Consider the following 20,427-nt stretch of genomic DNA (forward strand, 5'->3'; position numbering starts at 1 on the left):
CATTTAAATATAGTTTACTAAAGAGAGCGACCGAAAAGGCGCCCTCTTTAGTAAATATCTATTTTATCAATATTGGAAAGCGTCTATACTAAGCCAACATTTCCCCAGAAGCGTGACAGCATTTATCACTTGGCGATTTGGACAAGTAAAAATAATCTGAGACGTCTTTCAGATTTGCATCTTTAGTGGCACTATAAATAAGTCTTGCATAGCGAAATGTAATAATATCAATATCTGATGACTTTCCTTCACTAACCGTAATTTACCATTATATCAGGAGCTACACACTACTAATTCTCGACGATTGACTTACAAAGAAATCAAATAAGCGTGAGCACTTATTTAAGATTGGGCAACCTTCAAGATAAAACCTTATTTTAAATCAAATTAACAAGAAATATAACGGATCGGCGCGAGCTATTAATTATAGAATTTACGTTGCATTCCGTTATGAGGAGTAAATCCAAACGAAATTTCAGCAACTTACCTTCCACTATCTTACTGACCGGTAGCTTGCCTCGCCAGTAATTTCCAACCATCTTTTTGTTCTATCCACAAGTTAGTAAATCGCCGATTTTTCACCTTTCCATCGCTAGCAAATTCTTTTTCAGCCCCCATAACGATTGCTAGAGGACCTTGAAAGGTTATTCTTTCAACACTCCGCTCTACTTTGGGAAAAACGTGCCCATTTTTTATTAAGACTAAGATGTCTTTCACACCAACTATTTTACCAACTGCATTATTCACAACATAATTATCCATCCATATGTTTTTTAATGCACTTGTATCTTTTTTGTCTAATAAGGTCGTCCATTCCTTCTCCAATTTTCGAAGCTGGCATTCCCTACTTATGGTTTGCCCTATTAATTTACCTGATAAAAAAAACAAAATAATTAGCCCAAAAACTGATTTACTTAATAAATTCATATATGAAATGTTTCAAATCAAAAATCAATTTTAAATATACAACAATTTTACAAGAGAAAAAAGCTAAATATTTGTTTAATACTATTTACCCCAAATACGCAATACGAATATTTCATAGGCCACACCTAGGGGCTAATTGCGCACTTCCTATAAGAAGATTTATAACTAGCGGAAGATTGTTTTTGCAAGTATTTACGGGTTAATTTGATTCTTATACTTTATTAATAATTTTTGCCTAGACTATATATACCTTTTCAGCAACCCAACTCATCTCCGTGTTGAACTATGTTATTTTTATTACGATACCTATATCGTTTGTGGTCAAATCCTTTGGCAGCGTAACATGTAGATATTCTTCATGCTGTGCAAAACTTGCATTCTCCTTAAGACCCAAAACCTGTACGCTCTTAATATTTTTTTTCATGCTACTCGCTTTTCCTAAAGATTTAATAGTGACCGTATTGTTATCAGGGATTCCCAAAACCGTAGCAAACAGATCCTTTCCCTTGGTGGTGAAACGGATATCATCTGCTGTGAAGGGTTTACCTTTGCCTTCATTGAATCCCTGCGCCTTTAATTCCGGTGCATCTTCCTGTGCAGGACCTTCACCGAAAACATGCCAAGGTCTGCTTCCTATTATAGCCTCGGAATTGACCTGCATCCAATCGGCTATTCCTTCAACCACCCGGCGCGCCTTATCATCCAAAGACCCGTCTCCGCGCAGTGGAACGCTCAAAAGCAAATTGCCATTTTTACTAACCACATCAACCAGCATGTGAATCACCGTCTTTGCCGATTTATAAAGTCCTTTATCATATATCCTTCGATCGTAGTGCCAAGCACCTATGCAGGTACAGGTTTGCCATGGTTCGGGTTCAATTCTATTGCTCTGTCCGCGTTCTATATCCCATACCATGCATTTACGTTGCTGTTCATCCAAAATCTTACCGTTTATCACAGCTTGTAGTTTCCCACCATTCCATTTTTGGTTCTCGTTATAGAAATGTGCAGCTATCTGAAGCCCTACCTCACTTATAGGCCATAGTGGAAGGGCAGTATCGTCGAAATATACAATATCGGGTCGATAGTTATCAATGAGCTCTACTGTTCGGTCCCTGAAATTCTCGCAATAATCCTTCGTAGGTACGTTAACTCCGGTACTGACATCCCAATGCCATTGTCTGTGAATACTATGCCCATCCTCGCTGTCTTTGCTCAAGGGGTGGTTCTGGGCATAAAGTACCTGTGGATCCATCCCTTGCCACCAAGTTCCTTTCCCTTCGGACTCTTTTAGCTTACCATCATATGGAACGCCTTTACGTGGCCCATTTTTATCTGATCGTTGCGCAGTTTCATACCAAGTCCAGGCATGTGCGGCATGCACACTCACGCCGAAACGCATACCTCTTTTTTTTGCTGCCCGCTCCCATCCTGCTACGATATCCTTTTTTGGACCAACCTTCGTACTGTTCCATTGATGATGACTACTGTTATACAGGTCCAAATTATCATGATGATTGGCCAACGCCATAAAATACTGTGCACCGGTACGTGCATATAGATCCATCAATTGTTCAGCATCCCATTGCTCGGCCTTCCATTCATTTATAACGTCCTTGAAGCCAAATTGAGAAGGATGACCGTAGGTCTGAAGGTGATAATTGTATTGATCAGATCCTTCCTCGTACATCCCCCTAGCATACCAATCGCCACGCTCAGGCTGACATTGCGGCCCCCAGTGCGCCCATATACCGAACTTAGCATCTCGAAACCAGTCGGGAACGCGATAATTCTCTAAGGAAACCCAATCAGGTCTAAACGGCACCTTTACCCAATTTCCCTGACCATGGGAAAATTTACTCAAATAAAGAGTTGGGATAGCTGTTCCCAACATCTTAATAACTGTTCTCCTATTCATAAATCTTCTTTTTCGTAAAATCCGTTGAACGACCTCGTTTGTCAGATTTGACAATCTTAGGGTAACTCTTCGGTTTATAAAAGGGTTATCATTACACTAACAAATTTAAGTGTCTTTCCAAAAAACAAAGCCCCCATTATCGACTAAAAATTGTCCTTTATCGACTTTACCTCGTTAAAACTGCAGCAAATCCATACTGATCAATCAGGATGTAAGCGGATACAAATGGAAAATCCTATCCATCAATCTCCATTTTTTGTCCGTCGTCCCATTTTCAGTCTGCTGGAATGAGGACATCCAGCATTCCCATTCTTGCTGTCTTGGGAGTGTGGCCAAAATTTCAAAAGCATCTTCCCACTGGAAATCGACGCCCGTTTCCACGATCATAAAAAGCTTATTCTCCAATAGATAAATTTCCATCTCCAAAATACCAACTTGCTTTATACCTTCCCTAATTTCCTGCCAATGAACCTCTTCGCTGTGCGCGGCAAGGTACTTTGCAATAAGTTCGGCATCATCGATTAAATCAAGTGTTTGGCAATAGCGTTTTATTGGTTGTGCATAATTTTTCTGAACTGCACCATATTTATCTTTTATCTCCATTATGGTTTGTTTGTTACTGAGGTTACCTTATGCTATTGTCAGCAAAGATTAGGGTTTCGCTTAAGGAGCTAAGCACCTTGGGTGAAACAAATCAGATGGACAATATGCACGGCTACTACTGTTAAGGCCTATAAGTCAAAATTAGCCATGAAAAGCCACCTCCACTTGACCGTCATCGATAAGAACATGCACTAAATCGATATTTTAAAAGCTAGCCTCTTGACACATCTCATAAAAGATGGTTAACTTTACGCTAACAAAGACGTACGTATCATATAGCCTATACCATAGGCCGACATATTCATTCAACCGACCCTTATCTTGAAAAAGCCAAATGAAAAGAGAAAAGTACAATTTAGATTTTATACTATTGAACATTGGTTATGCCGAACATCATGCAGACTGGAATTGGAAAAATATCAATAGCCCTTTTGCCAGAATTCATTTTGTGGTAAAAGGCGCCGCGAAAATCGTACGTAACGGTGGAAAGACAGAACTAAAAGAAGGTCATCTTTATCTCACCCCCTCCTATACCCACCATGGGTACGAGTGTGAGGAAGATCTTACCCTTTTCTACATCCACATTTACGAAAGTCCAGATAAACCACGCAGTATTTTCGATCAATTTGGTTTTCCTGTTGAAATAGTAGGCGATGGACTCTGTGCCAACTTGGTTGAGCGTCTATACGAGATAAACCCAGGAAGGGAACTGTCCTATTATGATCCGAATGATTATGATAACTCTACCGAGCTAATCAGGAATATAGCACTTCAGGGAAATACCCCGCTGGCTCTGGAACTCGAAAGCCAAGGAATTATAAAACAGATCCTCTCTCGTTTTTTTGCACACGCAAAAGAGAAAACTCCTGATGTAGACGAAAGGATGTCCAGGGTACTCGACTACATCCATTCGCACATTGATACCACTATATCCATTTCCGAATTGGCGGATATTTCCTTTTTGACGAAAGATCACTTGATCAGATCATTCAAAAAAAAAATCAACTGCACACCTGGAAAATACATCAACCGAAAAAAAATCGAAAAGGCGCAGCTCATGCTATTAGTGGGCGATTATAGTGTGCAGGAGCTGGCCTTTAAGTTAGGTTTTGATAACGTTTTTTATTTTAACCGTCTTTTTAAAAAGTTGACAGGTGAAAACCCTACTTCTTACAAAAAAAGGCTCGAAATTTTTGCGAATCAAGCGAAAGACTAAAACTCCACTACTGCCTTTATAACCTGGCTATCTGATCGTGACAAAGATTCAAATCGTCCTGCGAGATCCTCAAACGCAATACGATGGGATATATAGGATTTTGAATTGATCAACCCGTTGCTTAAACAGGAAGTGACATGAGTAAAATCCTCCTTTGTTGCATTCCTACTACTCATCAAAGTCGCTTCGCGCCTATGAAACTCGGGATGTGAAAAGGATAGCATCTCTTTCTGCAGACCGATCAGAACATACCTAGCTCCATGAGCTAAATAGTCGAAGCCCTCGTGTATCGCTAATTTGTTTCCTGTTGCATCCAATACCACCGTGGGCATGTCTCCGCCGGTAATGCGCATCAAGTTTTCTTTTACATTTTCTCGCTTCGGATTGATCACATGATTCACACCCAAATATCGGCGACAAAAGTCCAGTCGATCGTCATTTACGTCCAAAGCGATAACCTCCGCTCCGGCTATAATGGCGAACTGCATAGTTGCTAGGCCAATCGGACCCGCTCCCATGACCAAGACATACTCCCCGTTTTTTACGTCAGCTCTCCTTACACCATGTGCCCCTATAGCCAGGGGCTCCACTAGTACAAGTTGGTCTACAGTCAAAGAACCTGCCTTGATGAGCAGATGTGAAGGAACTACCATATAGTTTCTCAATGCGCCGTCGATATGAACGCCCGCTACTTGCATTGCTGCACAGCAATTATTCCTACCTGTACGACAGGCGATACATATTCCACAGGCAAGGTACGGCATAAATGTAGCCAATTCTCCTTTTACGAAAGCCCCGTCGCCTCCATCTACTATCTGGACGGCGACCTCATGTCCTAAAATCCTCGGATAATCAAAAAAAGGTTGATTTCCCTTGAATGCATGATAGTCCGTTCCACAAATTCCTACCTGAAGAATCTTAACCAACACCTGATCCGCTTGCGGCTTAGGAATGGGCATCATCCTATATTCAAACCTGTTTGGTTCTACGCATACCAGCGCATTCATATTATCTAAAGCCATTATCCAAATACCCTTTCCAATAAACCGAGTGCATGCATTTCTTCCCAAAAAGCACTCGGGATGATCTTAGACGTCATGTTTATATTCGGCATCACCTTCTCAGGCTTTGTCGTGTTGAGTGCGATACTCGCTACTCCTGGGACATTGAAGCTGAAATTGAAGCATGCTTCGGCTGGCTTTACTCCATGTTTATCGCATATCGACCAGAATTGATCTCGCCAGTCATATAAATCTTGTCCTGCTTTAGTACTCCTGTCCACTAAACGATAGTTATAATGATCACCTCCTGTAAGAAATCCCCCATTGAAAACTGCTGAATTCACAACACAAACTCCGCGCTTCTGCAGCTCCTCGATAAAGTCCATTAATTCCTGTGGATGGCTATGGATAGTCAGGCTATTGGCGATCATTACCCAATCTAAATCGACATCAGCCGCAATTCGCTGTACAACTTTCCAGTCCTTACATCCTACCCCTACGCCGATGATTTCACCTGCCTCACGCAGTTCCAAAAGTGCCCGGTAAGCTTCCAAGATCTCCGTATACCGCAATTGTGCTTCTTCCGCTGAATCTGCAGTTGATAGGTATTCATCTGGATCATGCACGGACAAGAGTGCAGCTCTGTATGGGTAAAGGAGCTCGTTTCCCTGCCTGTAGCATTCTTTTATTCCTTTATAACTGATCCTTTGCTCGGCATCATTTTTAATTCCTTTCCATACTCCTGGCTCAAAGGTTGGTTCTTGAGTTAGCAAAGGTGTCTGAAACCAGCCCAATTTATTACTGATTAGAACACGCGATGAATCGACATTTAGATCCTGTAGACACTTCCCCAGAACATGCAATGACAATCCCGCTCCATATTTACCGGCAGAATCAAAAACCGTTATTTCCCGCGGTTCCCCCTTCATACATTGCTCAACAACTTGAAGTTTGGAAGCGTAAGGAATATCTTCGTAAAGATTACCGAGGCCACTTGTTCCGAATACAACTTGCGGTAGGGGGAGAGGCGCCTTATTTTTGTTTGCATTTTTACTCATATCTGATAATTAGTTGACAACTTTAGTATGTGGTTTGTATTTGTAGGCGCCAAATAAGGCAATTAAGACGAAACTTAGCATGGGGATAGCGTAACCTAACCGAATATCACCAGATAAGTCGCTAATCATTTTAAAGCACCAAGGAAGCACTGTGCCTCCAACAATAGACATGACAACTAAACTACTGCCGTATTCAGTATCTCCATCTAGTTTATTTATTGCCAAGGCAAATATTGTCGGGAACATAATGGACATTAAAAAACAGATTGTAATTACAGAGTACAAACAAACCATACCTTTTGCCGTGATCGCCAAAATACACAGCAACACATTTACTGAAGAATAGATCGAAAGGAGCAAGCTGGGCTTAGTGTAGCACATGAAAAAAGTCCCAAAAAAACGGCCAATAATAAATGCAATGCCGCAAATGTAAAGGTAATGATTGGCTTCATCTAGAGATACATCAGCAACCTCTTTAGCATAAAGTAAAAAAAAGGTAAAAATTGACACCTGTGTCCCTACATAAAAAAATTGTGAAATAACCCCCCAGACCAAATGGTTATTCTTCAACACTTTAAACAGATTAAAGTTGACATCTATTTTAACTAGCTTAAAAGGAATTTTTGGAAGCGTTACCACAGAAAACAGCAACATTATTATCCCTATAACCAATCCCAGAAGAAAATATGGTTCCATAATAGTATCTTCTTCAAGAGCTACCGTGGCTTTCCTTAAGGATGTATCCATTTTAATAAGTTCCGGCAGTATTACAGGCTCCATCGATCTTATTTTTGAGCATAAGATCGACACAAAAATCACTCCGATACCATCGAAGGAGTTGACGAGATTTATCCTGACTGTAGCAGTTTCTGAGAAACCCAAATTTTGAACATAAGGGTAAATGGTTGTTTGAATGAGAATTTTTCCAGAAGTCATTACAAATAGTGCAATAACAAAAAAACGATACGACTGCGAATGTACTGCTGGAATTAGTACAAAACATCCAATTGCAAGTGTAGTAAGACCGATAATAATTCCCCAACGGCCGCCAAAACGCTTCATTATCCAGCCGGCTGGTAGCGCCATCAACAAATAAGCAATACCCGTGCAAGATTTGGCTAAAGCAAAATTCGGAGGAGACAAATCGAAAGTTCTTTTAAATTGAAATGCCAATAGATGCTCAAGATTCTCAGAAAATCCTAAGATAAAAAAAATCAATGATGTTAAAATGATAACAATCTTTACATCAAAAGTGCTTCTAGATTCAATCATATTGAAACACAATCTTTAAAGTATTCGATAAGGGAAAGACCAAACTTGACTGAACAATGTAAATTTTACGGTTGTTAGCATTCTGAGACAAAAAAAACATATTCAAATAAACTCAAAATATCATTATAGATTTATAAAATTATCGACTAAATGTTGTAGAAAATCGACACATCAGGTTTCCGTTAAAATTGCTTACTAAATATACACCGTTTATCATGGATTATATAAGGAATGTTGGCGTTAGATCCATGTATAAATATGACCATAGTTTTAACCGATTTTAAGATGGATAAAATATATTGTTTTTCATATTTATTGAAATCTTCAAAAAGCTCAACTAACCTCTTTTTGAAAATTAATATCCTGAGTGCATGAAAGCAAAACACCCAGCAAAAGAAGAAATACATTAATTGCAATCACATTAGTCTCACACCTTATTATATGAAGTGTAATTGCTCCGATCATAATTATAATTACACCGAAACCAGAAATTTTGGTTAATTTTTTAAATCCTAAAAGAGGAAACACTAACAAACCAATACCGACAGAAGTATCTGCAGCAAGAGAAAGAAGGCTGAGATTAGGATACACTTCCATCCAAGGGTATAGCGATGAATTTAATAGCTTGCTAATACCCGCATAAACTAATATAGCACTTACAAATAAGCGAGATAGCCAAACGGCTATGTGTTTAAAATTTACTTTCATTATCTTAACTTTGCAAAGTTACTCCAACGCTACTTTACCGGGCATCCAAAAAGGTTTGGTTTTGAATTGTTTTTTTGATAAGCCACGTATTTTCAACAGATAGTTACTCAAGGCTACACAAAGCCTACCATCTCCACCGATGTAAATCATTGTATTATCCAAACTTAGGACTTTCAATTTATTGATAATCTGAATCACTGTTTGTTCTTTGACCACATGAAATTCAAAAGGCTTGCTGTTATCAATATCCGGAAAAAAGTGCTCTGGTTTATCACCGTATATAATCGCATCGAACGTTTGTTCTGCAGAAAGTTGTCTTCTGAAAAAATAATAATGTGCGAGTGTACTTACATCACCTATAAACAAGTGTTTAGTAGCTTCTTGTTGTAAAGTGAATTTACCAAATGGAGCTGACAGTAGTACTTCTTGACCAATTTCTAACTCATGTATCCATTTACTACCAAGTCCGTCAGTAAGTGAACAAATAGCAAAATGACAAACGCCTATTTCATCAGTTTCTTCGTATTTCCAAACAGAATATGTACGTAATCTATCTTTTAACCTGCTATTTATATTGGGATAAATCAATATCCTGATGTGTTGTCCAACAGCCATTTTTCTAAATGAAAAATTGCCTGTTACTGTGAGGTGGTACACTGCTTCACTTATTTTCGTCTTTTGCGTTACGACACCACTTTTCAACACTAAACGAGTGTATAATATTTCTTCTATATTGACCATATTTACAAATATAAAAATACATGTAATATATTATTTATTCCTTAAATTGAAAAGATATTTTATTCTATCACAACAAAGAGGGCGTAATTTTTCTAAAACATTTATAGTCCGATATAGATAGTCTGGCGTATTTGCTGCAACATAACTAAGTGGAATAAACTTTAAGTATTTAGAATATTTGCTTTTCTATTGATAGAGTTTAAACAAAGTTGCTAGTGGTTAAATTGATCGTCACCTAATTGAAAAACCTGTCAATGTCATAAATAACTCATCTAAGCGAAGAACAAATACATCTGCTAAAAGTACGCATATCAACTAAGTTCTCTTTAATATTCTCTATTGCTCTGACACCCTAGTCCCATTCATTAATTTAATAAAGTGAATACTAACTATAATTAATAATTGACCATAGTTTTTCAATTATTCTTTGGCGATCACTAGGCTCATTCAAAGAAATCCCCATCCAGCTCCTTCCATTTCTTGCATACAGCGACATAGTAATCACACTTGATATTAAAATATCCAAAGATTCCAATTTGCAATTCTCATCTCGACCCGCTACTTCATTTTTAAAAAATGTAGAAAAGTATTTCCTCTTCTCACAAGAGAATGTCTTTAAAACATTTGGCGCTCCAACTAGATCCCAAACCAAAAGCGCTAAAAAGTCTTTATGCTCGGAAAAGAATTCGATTATGTTATTAATCTTAAACATTACAATGTCTCGCGTGGAATTGCACGTGTTGTCACTTAAAACTCGCTGTTCATTATTTTCTAATTGGTTCCAGTAATTCTTGGAATCAACATATGTTTTAATAAGTTCGTCAACAGATCCGAAGTAGAGATATATTAGCTTTGCATTCATTTCCATCACTTTGCTAATATTTGTAATAGTCAATGATGAGTGACCTTGATCTCGTAGAATTGCGCCTACCGCAGTTAATATCTTTGCTTTTGATCTTTGTTTGTTCCTCATCGGCCCATCGACCACTTTTCGATTTTTGTTTTTATATTTTAACTCATTCATTATTAATAAATTAATTTTTTATTTTTACAATTTCAAAATTACAATTCATGAAACTCACAGCTCATTACTAAGCAAATATAAGCACTGATCGCACCGTTTTTCGCTAATTTTTACAGATTATTACAAGTTTTATTCAATGAATAATTAATAAATAAAAATAGAATTAGTATCAATTCGATCTAAAAGCTATTTTAATTCTCATCCGATCAATAGTATACTTTGTTGACTTAATAAAATAATTCAAATCAAAATAGTAAGATATTAATTTACATGTTTAAACTATCGGGGAATATTAGAGTGCAAATCCAAAATGGATAGTGAAACTCAACTTTATTCCAATCATAGACTTACCTAGTTATACAAAAAAGGCTGTAAGCATCTTCTCCAAGAACGATGACAGATATTGGGGTTCATAGCGGATCACTGCATGATATTCTCCATCGAGAAGATTTTCACCGTGTTTAAAGTAAGTAGACGGGGGGATACAGGTGGTTGAAGCGCACAGCGTGATGCCGTGCTAGGGAAAACCAAATGCTTGAGCATGAAATACGAAAAGCTTTCAAAGAGAGGAAAAATAGATATGGAAGCCTCAGGATTACAAAGGCTTTGAACGAAAAGAGGATTAAATTTTCTAAAGCCCGAGTAGACCGAATAATGAAAAAGATCCATTTACAAAGTATAGTGAAAAACAAATTCAAGGTGACTACCGATTCTAATCACAAATTTACTGCACCGGAAAATAAGCTGGATAGTAATTTCAAAACAGGGAACTTAGGAGCTATATGGGTATCCGATATCACGTATATTAGAACAAAACAAGGATGGTTATACCTGACAACGGTGATAGATATGGGTGATCAAAAAGTAATCGGCTGGGCTTCAAGCGCAATAATGAAGGCCATTGACACCGTAATTCCAGCATTTAGCATGGTGCAAAAAAACAGACCGACAACACAAGATCTGATATTTTACTCAGATAAAGGGATTAAGTATGCTTACAATGAATTCCGGATTTTATTGGAAATAAACCCGCTAATTATAATAAGCATGAGAGAAAGAGAAATTGCTGGAACAATGAAATCGCAGAAAGCTTTTTTAAGACAAGTAAAGCAGAATGTATATACCGCAATAACTTTGTAGATAAACACAACGCAGCGATTATCGTGTTTGAACACACATAAATTTTCTATAAATGAAAATTAATTGCCACCTAACAGAGTATTCATTTCACATAAAGAGTTTGAAAGAAATCTGAATTGTAATAGATATACAAAATATTGCAGCTTAACTAAATTTCCATTCAGCCAATGACACGTTTTGTTTTACACTACGGTCCATTTTTTTGGCAATTCCAAGTCTCGACAACATCCTGTTTCTTAAGGCATTGGTTCTCCATACAATTAATTAAATAAATACTTTAAGTATTTAATAAATGCGAAGTCTAGGTTAGTCGAAAATATTTACTATTTCATGATCTTTTTCATAACGTATCATCCATCCTCATTCAAAATGGGCTAACTTCATCATCAATTCTTCAAAATGAATATGATGCGCATATGTTACATTATTTTATTGTAAATAGTACCATTGTTACTTCTTTACCTTAATTTTTCATTTCGAACTTAATAACGCCTTACGATTCTTTCTTTAAAATATTAAATAATGTACGGCTTGAAGACTGATAACATGACGTCCATATAACTTTTCTCTGCCTCAATACCTTTTAACTGTTTATTAATTTCATTGCTTGATAGCCAAAAATCTGATATCACGTAGATTTGCTGAACTATAATTGACCAATCGTGCTCACTTAAATCGTTCCTAAATGAACCCTGCGCAGACATCCTCTTCAAGAAATTTAGAACTTGTTTTTCCCTTTTAACGGCCAGATCGTGGTAAAGAATTTTGATATCTGGAATCCAAATTGTTATTTCTACGAAGTGCAGAAAGATAAATCTGTAACGATTAATTATACGAAAAGAGACTAATATGAAATCGGCTAACAATGTCATATTAAATTCATATTGGTGCTCCAATGCATGCAATAAATCTGCGTATTCGCCTGCCAAATCATTGAAAATAGTTTTAACAATATCTTCCGTGTGCTTAAAGTGATAATGTAGGTTACCAGCACTGATAGACAAATTAGCCGCAATATGCCTAGTTGTTATCTTCCTTACGCCATGTAAGTTGTACAACTCGATAGCAGCATCTATAATTCTTCTCTTTACTTTTGACATCAGTGCAAAATTAATGTTTATTCCCCGCATCCTACAGAAAAAGAAAGCATTAATCCGAAACAATAGCAAACTGTAAAATTTAGAACATTTGTTCTAAATCAAATTATATCGTATATTTGTAAAAAATTATGGCAAGAAAAAATTGGTTTAGCCGCCAGCTGGCGGAAATAAAAAGCACGTTGGTTCCTGTGAATCCAACTGACAGCCTATATAAAAAATTTTTAAAACAAATAGTTTGGATCATGTTTTTATTACTAATGCTATGTGGCACAATCGCTATGTTGACCGCTATTTCATTCGCGCATTAATACTGTTGTTCGTAGACAGATACACATGTTTATACGCTTGTTCTTGGTTCGCAATTCGAATTAGTAGATGTATAGGTAAACCTATTCCTTTTATAAACAACTATTTGACGGACTTTGTCTTTACGCCGCTAATCCTTCATTTTACATCTATACTTGGACTTTACTTATTCAAATCTTATTTTCCATTAAGATTTCCATTGTGGCAAATATTATTTTTATCTACATATGTTTCGATAATATTTGAATGGCTTGCCCCTAAATATACATCGTATAATGTAGGAGACTGGGGGGACGTAATTGCTTATTTTGCTGGTGGCCTTTTCTATCACTACATACATAACATTTATTTTTGTAAAAAAGTAATTAAAATTAAGAATTTGCAAATTTATAAATCTATCCGTACAAATAGGTTTTTTTGAAGATTCTTATCTAGAACTGAAATTACTATTCATCACTTAAGGTGCATAATCTAATTTTAGAATATCTTAAAACAATGTTATCTTCGCCTAGCCTAAGCAAACAATTTTTAATGAAGTATTTTTGTCTTGACAATATGAGAAAGATTCCGTCTTGAGGTTTTATTTCTCTTATTAAAAGCATAAAGTCTTTAGTCCCTCGTTTTTTAGGGTAAGATTATTCAGCTTAGCATAAAGTATATACGCTTCAAAACTAAAATCTTTTCAAAGAGTATTTAAATTTTATTAAAAACAAATTTGGTTAAAAAAAAATAAGGGACCGATTTCGCAAAACCAGTCCCTCCCATTCTAAAAACTAGTCTTTAATTGTACTTTTGAAACTAAATTTTGATACGATCTTGTTACTTTCTACTATAGAGACCGTCACCTCGTATTCTTGTCCTTGCAAAAGCTCACCTTTACTTTTCAATATAATTTCGGAATGCGAATAAGGAGAAATCGGCTGTATAACGCCCCAGGAGCTAAATAAAGTTACACCATCTTTTTTATAAATTACCTTAACATCCGACTTCTTAGACAGTACCTGTCCGAAATTTTCGACATTGATTTTTGAATTCCACTTATCGCCCTCAAGAGTGATTATGGGAGCACGAGCAGAAAGAATAGGAGCGTTATAATTTACATAGGGCAATCGGGCAAATCCGAACAACATCTTTCCATCAGCATATTTTCCGATCAATTTTGGAGCAAATTCATCATTTGTAATTCCCGAACCACTCGCGTCAAATATAAGTATAAGGTCTGAACCTTCTTTTTGTGTCCCTAGCAAAATACTTCCTCTGCCGAAGTTGACCTCTGCGGATGCTCCAAATCGCAAAGATGATAAATCAATGTCACGGTTAGGATCAAAACCATCTTCAGCGTGAACTTTCACGCGAATTTCTTTCGTTTTTTTATTAATAGGATTGTTATTTAATACCGTAAGTATTAAACCTGGATTTAAAGGAATAGTGATTTGTTTTGAACTATGGACATCACTTGCAAAATCCTCCTCCTTCTGCACATCGACAACAGCTAAATTAGCCTGAATAGCCCGTCCAATACTGTCTTGGTAAATTTTAATTCGCTCATATTTAAACCAATTTTCAGATCGACCATCCGCATGACGAGCAATTCCTGGAGCGTATGCCTCTCCGGGATCAACAACCCAGTTAACACCATCTTTAGATCTTAGATAATAAGCAATACGACCGAGCCAATCATTAACAATTAAATGGTACTGAATATGATCCTTCCAAATAACCGGATCCTCAAACTCTCCGTCGACAGCAGGATAAACGCTCTTTTCTGTTAATAAACCATATTTCGATAACCCGTCTTTACTAACCCATATTCCACCACCCCTATTGACCATTAGGTATGAGCCGTCTTCTCTCCTTGCAAATGAAAGATTAGACATATCCTCCACCACTTTACGATCTCGTTCGTCAAACTCAAATTTATCGTACTGCCAAGGACCTCCTATCTTTTCAGCTACGTATCTTCCACCAATAACATATAGTACATACCTACCGTCTGCTAATCTAAAAGCTTCTACGTTATGTCCCTTCCCAATCATTTTGTTCAATTTGTAAGGACCTTCCAAATTGTCTGAAGTAGCGTCAAAAAGGTAAGAATTAGGCCATTCAAAATGACCCTTTGGACTAGCCTCTAGCCAACCACACACAAACATATGGTATTTTCCTTCATCCGATTTTTGAATGCTTCCGCACCAATAAGACCAGATATTATCTTCAATACCATTGTCAACAAAACGAGGCTTTACCTGGGGAGCTCCCCAGGTGCCGTCCGAAAGAACTTTTCCTTTCATCGGTAGAAAACGATCCATAAAACGTGCTCCAGACACCAAATTTGACCAAATCTGCGGACGTTCACGCTCCGTTATCTGAGCAAACGCTACTTGATACAAGATAATTAAAGGAGCGACTACTAAATACTTAATCTTCATCTTTAAATAATAATTTTGAATTTACACTTAATTAGTTAAAATTTAAACGAACCTAATTTACTACCTCACCTACTATTTCTACTTCGCTTATTTTTGCTTTTTTAAAATTTGTAAACCTAACTCTAACCAATGCAGCAACTTGCCCAGCAACAATTATTCGTTTACGATCAAAAAAATCCTCGCCCGTTAAAAAGTCAGCTATTTCTACCCATGTTTTATTATCATTAGAAACCTCAACTACAAAATGGTATTTATCCTTTTCTGGAAACACCAGATTTATAGAGTGTATCTTGAGTTTTTTCTCTGTATCTACTGACCACCAAGGATTAATGTCATCTTCTTGAGATTGCCAATATGTTTTTTCATTATTATCAGCTGCATATCCTGTAAGATGACTGGGGTTAGCTGAGCTTGCAAATGTCGGATTATGGACACCAAATTTCTGCAAAATAGTTTCTTGACGATCTCTGACAAACCGTTTATATGAATTATCTTTCGTGATTTGGCTTATGCCATCCACGTAAGGATTTTCACCTAAGAATGTTAGCTTTACTTCGGCTGGCGATAATCCCGGCGATGTCGCACGGATAATCGATTCACCAGAAAAATATGCTCGTGCGGATATTGCAGCTTGTCCATCTAAAATACGGATGTCGCTATCCTTTTCGAAAATTATATTCTTACCTGTAGGAAATCGTGCTGGCCCTGTTACAATTTCTAATTTTACAGGTGGGCAGTTATTCAAAGCATTATCATCACCATCTCGAACACTGACTATTAGCTGAATATCTTCTGTACCATCTGAACTAACTACTAGTTTACTGGCTTCTATTTTTAACTTCGCAGCAACTCCATGGATAGGCCACTCTGGAGGATCAATCCCCTTATTAGCATGGCGATACCAATACCATGCTCTTTTAGGTATTCTAAAATAATCAACAATTCCCATTTTACCCAATCTTGATCCAGCAATAGATCCGTGGTCAAAACCGCACCATATTGCTTGTCCAGCCCGCCAAGGATAAATAGGCTTACCTTCAACTTTTGATAAATCTCCCCATCCAGGTTCGTAATCACCAGGCCTGTCGGCAGTGGTGCTTCCATATTCAGATACGATTGAAGGTATTCCAGGATTTTGAAAAATATCAATTACGCCACCATCCCCATTATAACCAGCAATATCTCCAATTATATCTATGCGATTCGCATCTAAAGGTCTCTGCGCCCCTCCCACAGCAGCAGGTCTACTTGGATCAAGCTTTCTTGACAACGCTACAAGATCTTTTAAAAGATTTCGCGTAGGCTCAATTGTATTAGCTGCTGTAAAAAATGGTTCATTAGACATACTCCAAGCAATGATCGATGGGCTATTGCGATGAATACGTATCATATCGGTTAACGTTTGCCGATTGCTATTTTCAAAAGACTGTCTGTCTTTTTCTACAGTGGGGTAAGCGCTGGTGTTCCAATACCCTTCCGGGACATTGTCGCTACCGCCGATACCCCAAAAAGTACTTTCCGACCAGAAAAACATACCTATACTATCACATGCTTCCACAAAAGCAGGATCATGGGGATAATGACTGCCTCGGATAAAATTAAAACCAGCATCTTTCATCATCTGTACATCACGAACAAATCCCATATTAGTAACCGCATCACCCCAGCCAGCTTGATCTTGGTGCACGTTGGCACCGAGTAGGTATATATGTTTATCGTTTAAAAAAAATCCTTTATCAGATGTCCACCTAATCGAACGAATTCCAAATTTACTCTCATATACATCTTCTACCTTACCATTGACAACCAATGTCGTCACTGCAGTATAGCGGTGAGGATTTTCTAAAGTCCATAGGTGAGGGTTTGATAGGTTAGCTGCCGTTTGATCGAATAGCGCAATTTCACGCGGTTTCAATTGCCTAGTTGTAGATATCTTCTTCACAATCTTTCCACTAGGTGACTTGATTTGCGTTATCGTTTGGACTTCTGCAATTTTATCTTGATCGTTCTTTACTTCCGTTTGTATACGTACAGTTGCTGACTTACTGCTAACTTTAGGCGTCAAGATAAATGTTCCATTCCAATCAACGTGCACTGAATTCGTCAAAACGAGATAAACATCTCTATAGATTCCTCCAGAAAAGACATGTTCCCCTGCCCTCGGTGCTAAGCCCGGGTTCCAAATATTATTTACGCGTACCGCTAAGATATTCTTACCTCTTTTTGCAGCAGAAGAGATATCTACGTTAAAGCCTGTGTATCCTCCCTGATGCTTCCCAACTAGAACTCCATTCAAGTAGATTTCAGCTTCTTGGAATACACCTTCAAACTCTAAGAATTTCTTTTTATTGTCATATAGCTCTGGTAAGTCGAAAGTCTTCCTGTACCAGCCATACCCAACATAAAACTCTGGAGACATAAAGTATGGCATGCTAAAAGAATGTGGTAAACCTACCGCATCCCAATCTTCATCTTGAAATGCAAAATCTAGCGCTTGGATATGATCGCCCAATTGAAATTTCCATTCGCGGTTAAAATTTAGCTTAATGCGCTTTTTACCATTTATTGTAGAAAATTCTTGTGCCAAAAGTGATGCCGTGTGAATTAGCATCAGAAGCAACACGGTGGAAAAGCTTCTCACTAGTGGTATTCTTATAAGTTTTAACATAATATATTTTTCATTCTATAATTTATTATCCTGTAAAGAAAATATACTTCTTATTCTTTTTTGCAGTGAAAGAATTTAAGTAGTATCCTTTATGTTGCTTGACGGCAACATCCAAACCCTTACAAGCTATGGGGCTGCTCGTACGAATAACGCACACTCCAGAAGCCGCAGCATACACCGTAGCACTCTTTAATCGCCCATCAGCCCAAGCCACATCAACAGTATAATTACCAACGGCTTTAATACCCTTAATCGAGCCACTATTCCAAGCTTTCGGCAAAGCAGGCAATAGGTGTAATTCATTATGCTGACTTTGTAGCAGCATTTCTATGATGCCGGCAGTAGCGCCAAAATTACCGTCAATCTGAAAAGGGGGATGTGAATCCAATAAGTTATCATATACGCCACCTTGATCACTATCCATACTTACCGAGGTCATAGTAGATCTGGTCAACGCAGCTTTAAGCAGTTTATAAGCATGATCACCATCAAATAATCTAGCCCAACAAGCAATTTTCCACGCTCTACTCCACCCTGTGCCTTGATCTCCTCGGGAAATCAATGATGTTTTAGCTGCATCAGCAAATTTTTCGTCATCCAAATAAGAGATTTGATTGCCAGGATACAAAGCCATCAGATGTGACAAGTGTCTATGGTCATCACCTTTGACATCAGGCTGAGCTTTCCATTCTCTAATTTGTCCCCAATCACCAACAGTTACACCGTTATCAAGTTTTGAAAGCTTACTCTCAAGTTCTTGAACAAAAACATGATCTGCATCTACCAACTTGCTAGCTGCTAAGGTCTGATTAAACAACTGATAAATTAACTGTTGTGCATAAGCAATCCCATCTTCCCAATTCCCGTGTTCTGGTGACCATTCATCAGGAGCGACAAGCTTTCCATCTTTCCCTTCGACCAGTCTGTCAAACCAATACTCACAGGTTGTCTTCATTACGGGAAAAGCTTTAATTTTTAAAAAGTTGCGATCTTTGGTGAACTGATAGTGTTGCCACATATGCATGCAGTACCAAGCATTTGCAGGGCGGTTAGCGTTCCAATCTGTATGACCAAATATATTACTTTGTGTATGAATTGCCCACCCCCTATGCCCAAGATCTTTTGCTATCTTTTGCCAGGAACCATCCTTCTTTTGAGATTCATAAAAAACGTAATTTAAGAACGGCATATGACACTCCGATAAATTTGCAGGCTCTGCAGGCCAATAATTCATCTGGATATTAATATTGGTGTGTATATCTGACTGCCATGGTGGATCATTATCATTATTCCATATCCCCTGCAAATTATTTGGTAGATCCATTCCTCTTGACGAACTTAACATGAGATATCTTCCGTATTGGAAATAAAGCATATCAAGGTGTTTACTTTGATTATGTTTTTTTATCAATTCATCTGTTGGAATAGTCGGAACAGGGGTATTTAGATCGAAGGACACGCGGTCATATAATGCGCTATAATCTTTTACATGCCTTTCTTTTAAAGAATCATAAGATTTTTTTGCAGCTTTCTCAACACGCTTAGACAATAAGTCATTCAAGGAATGCTTTGATCGTCCGAGATAACCTGAGGATTTTATGTCAAATGTAGTACCTGCTGCTAATAAGATCGTTACAGCATCAGCTTGGTTTACAGTAAGTGAAGTATCTGTGGATTTTAAACTTCCACTTTCTAGAATAATCTTTAGTTGAGCTTCATATTCCAAATGATCCAATTTACCGGAAATAAACATCATATTATTACGGATAAAAGTTTTTTCTCCATGAGCACCCTTCATTCGCAAGTTAAATGATATCTTCCCTTTGCGATCTATAGCTTTTAGACGTACCGCAATAATTTGATCCGGCCTACTCACAAAAAATTCCCTTTTAAATGCTACGCCATTTTTTCTAAAAGAAACAGATCCCAACGCACTGTCCAATGAGAGTTCACGTTGATAGTCCTCTACATCTTCTTCAATATCAAAATCTAAAAAAATATCACCAAAATTTTGGTACGATCCTCGTATCTCACGACTGCCTGTCCAAAGCGTTTTCTCATTAAACTGGATCTGCTCGTGTCCTATGCGCCCGAAAAACATCGCACCTAATTCTCCATTTCCTATTGGGAGAGCTTCTGTCATCCAATTCTTCGCAGGACGATCGTACCACAGTTTCAGATCTCTTTGGCAATAAACTGTTTCACAGCGTAATAGGAAAACGCCCGTCAAAAAACAAAATAAAAGTAATTTCATAAAATTAAAAAAAATCATGCTGCAAATAATTTATTACGCCCTAATGTAGGGTGACCTATCAGCCA

Annotated in this window: 16 protein-coding genes; 3 read left to right on the plus strand and 13 right to left on the minus strand. The window is 37.6% G+C overall.

Annotated elements, in window-relative coordinates:
• Positions 1-498: 498 nt before the first annotated feature.
• The 3 genes from SCB77_RS03260 to SCB77_RS03270 form a co-directional block, all read right to left on the minus strand.
• Positions 499-927, minus strand: coding sequence for a nuclear transport factor 2 family protein (locus SCB77_RS03260; RefSeq protein ID WP_320184993.1), 429 nt, complete (start codon positions 925-927; stop codon positions 499-501).
• 283 nt (positions 928-1,210) lie between these two features.
• Complete coding sequence (locus SCB77_RS03265; RefSeq protein WP_320184994.1) at positions 1,211-2,845, minus strand: alpha-L-fucosidase; 1,635 nt, start codon at positions 2,843-2,845, stop codon at positions 1,211-1,213.
• Positions 2,846-3,049: 204 nt separating this feature from the next.
• Positions 3,050-3,448 (minus strand): L-rhamnose mutarotase, encoded by a 399-nt coding sequence (locus tag SCB77_RS03270; RefSeq protein ID WP_320184995.1) that lies wholly within the window; start codon positions 3,446-3,448, stop codon positions 3,050-3,052.
• A gap of 334 nt (positions 3,449-3,782) precedes the next feature.
• Between SCB77_RS03270 and SCB77_RS03275 the strand changes: the two genes are divergently transcribed.
• Positions 3,783-4,664: a helix-turn-helix domain-containing protein gene (locus SCB77_RS03275; RefSeq protein WP_320184996.1), complete on the plus strand. Its 882-nt coding sequence runs from the start codon at positions 3,783-3,785 to the stop codon at positions 4,662-4,664.
• On the opposite strand, the gene SCB77_RS03280 is transcribed toward SCB77_RS03275, so the two are convergent.
• The 6 genes from SCB77_RS03280 to SCB77_RS03305 all read right to left on the minus strand — a co-directional run bounded on the left by SCB77_RS03280 (position 4,661) and on the right by SCB77_RS03305 (position 10,468).
• Complete coding sequence (locus SCB77_RS03280; protein ID WP_320184997.1) at positions 4,661-5,686, minus strand: zinc-binding alcohol dehydrogenase family protein; 1,026 nt, start codon at positions 5,684-5,686, stop codon at positions 4,661-4,663. The genes SCB77_RS03275 and SCB77_RS03280 overlap by 4 nt on opposite strands.
• Positions 5,686-6,723, minus strand: a complete 1,038-nt coding sequence (locus SCB77_RS03285; protein ID WP_320184998.1) for an aldo/keto reductase — start codon at positions 6,721-6,723, stop codon at positions 5,686-5,688. Before SCB77_RS03285 ends, SCB77_RS03280 begins: the two co-directional genes overlap by 1 nt.
• A gap of 9 nt (positions 6,724-6,732) precedes the next feature.
• Positions 6,733-7,995: an MFS transporter gene (locus SCB77_RS03290; protein WP_320184999.1), complete on the minus strand. Its 1,263-nt coding sequence runs from the start codon at positions 7,993-7,995 to the stop codon at positions 6,733-6,735.
• A gap of 333 nt (positions 7,996-8,328) precedes the next feature.
• Positions 8,329-8,703 carry a DoxX family protein gene (locus tag SCB77_RS03295; RefSeq protein WP_320185000.1) on the minus strand — a complete coding sequence of 125 codons (375 nt, stop codon included), beginning with the start codon at positions 8,701-8,703 and terminating at the stop codon, positions 8,329-8,331.
• Between the two features lie 18 nt (positions 8,704-8,721).
• Positions 8,722-9,444, minus strand: a complete 723-nt coding sequence (locus SCB77_RS03300; RefSeq protein WP_320185001.1) for an FAD-binding oxidoreductase — start codon at positions 9,442-9,444, stop codon at positions 8,722-8,724.
• Between the two features lie 385 nt (positions 9,445-9,829).
• Positions 9,830-10,468 (minus strand): TetR/AcrR family transcriptional regulator, encoded by a 639-nt coding sequence (locus SCB77_RS03305; RefSeq protein WP_320185002.1) that lies wholly within the window; start codon positions 10,466-10,468, stop codon positions 9,830-9,832.
• A gap of 531 nt (positions 10,469-10,999) precedes the next feature.
• Here SCB77_RS03305 and SCB77_RS03310 point away from each other — a divergent pair.
• Positions 11,000-11,608, plus strand: coding sequence for an IS3 family transposase (locus SCB77_RS03310; RefSeq protein ID WP_320185003.1), 609 nt, complete (start codon positions 11,000-11,002; stop codon positions 11,606-11,608).
• Between the two features lie 515 nt (positions 11,609-12,123).
• Here the strand turns inward: SCB77_RS03310 and SCB77_RS03315 are convergent.
• The gene (locus tag SCB77_RS03315; RefSeq protein ID WP_320185004.1) at positions 12,124-12,708 is read right to left on the minus strand and encodes a TetR/AcrR family transcriptional regulator; all 585 of its coding nucleotides are present in this window, start codon (positions 12,706-12,708) and stop codon (positions 12,124-12,126) included.
• 128 nt (positions 12,709-12,836) lie between these two features.
• Between SCB77_RS03315 and SCB77_RS03320 the strand changes: the two genes are divergently transcribed.
• Complete coding sequence (locus tag SCB77_RS03320; RefSeq protein WP_320185005.1) at positions 12,837-13,016, plus strand: hypothetical protein; 180 nt, start codon at positions 12,837-12,839, stop codon at positions 13,014-13,016.
• A gap of 771 nt (positions 13,017-13,787) precedes the next feature.
• Here the strand turns inward: SCB77_RS03320 and SCB77_RS03325 are convergent.
• The 3 genes from SCB77_RS03325 to SCB77_RS03335 are packed head-to-tail and all read right to left on the minus strand — an operon-like array spanning position 13,788 to position 20,362.
• Positions 13,788-15,440 carry a glycoside hydrolase family protein gene (locus SCB77_RS03325; RefSeq protein WP_320185006.1) on the minus strand — a complete coding sequence of 551 codons (1,653 nt, stop codon included), beginning with the start codon at positions 15,438-15,440 and terminating at the stop codon, positions 13,788-13,790.
• 52 nt (positions 15,441-15,492) lie between these two features.
• Positions 15,493-18,108 carry a glycoside hydrolase family 2 protein gene (locus SCB77_RS03330; protein ID WP_320185007.1) on the minus strand — a complete coding sequence of 872 codons (2,616 nt, stop codon included), beginning with the start codon at positions 18,106-18,108 and terminating at the stop codon, positions 15,493-15,495.
• 25 nt (positions 18,109-18,133) lie between these two features.
• Positions 18,134-20,362, minus strand: a complete 2,229-nt coding sequence (locus SCB77_RS03335; RefSeq protein ID WP_320185008.1) for a glycoside hydrolase family 95 protein — start codon at positions 20,360-20,362, stop codon at positions 18,134-18,136.
• Positions 20,363-20,427 lie beyond the last annotated feature (65 nt).

The sequence above is a fragment of the Sphingobacterium bambusae genome (assembly GCF_033955345.1).
Lineage (GTDB): Bacteria > Bacteroidota > Bacteroidia > Sphingobacteriales > Sphingobacteriaceae > Sphingobacterium > Sphingobacterium bambusae.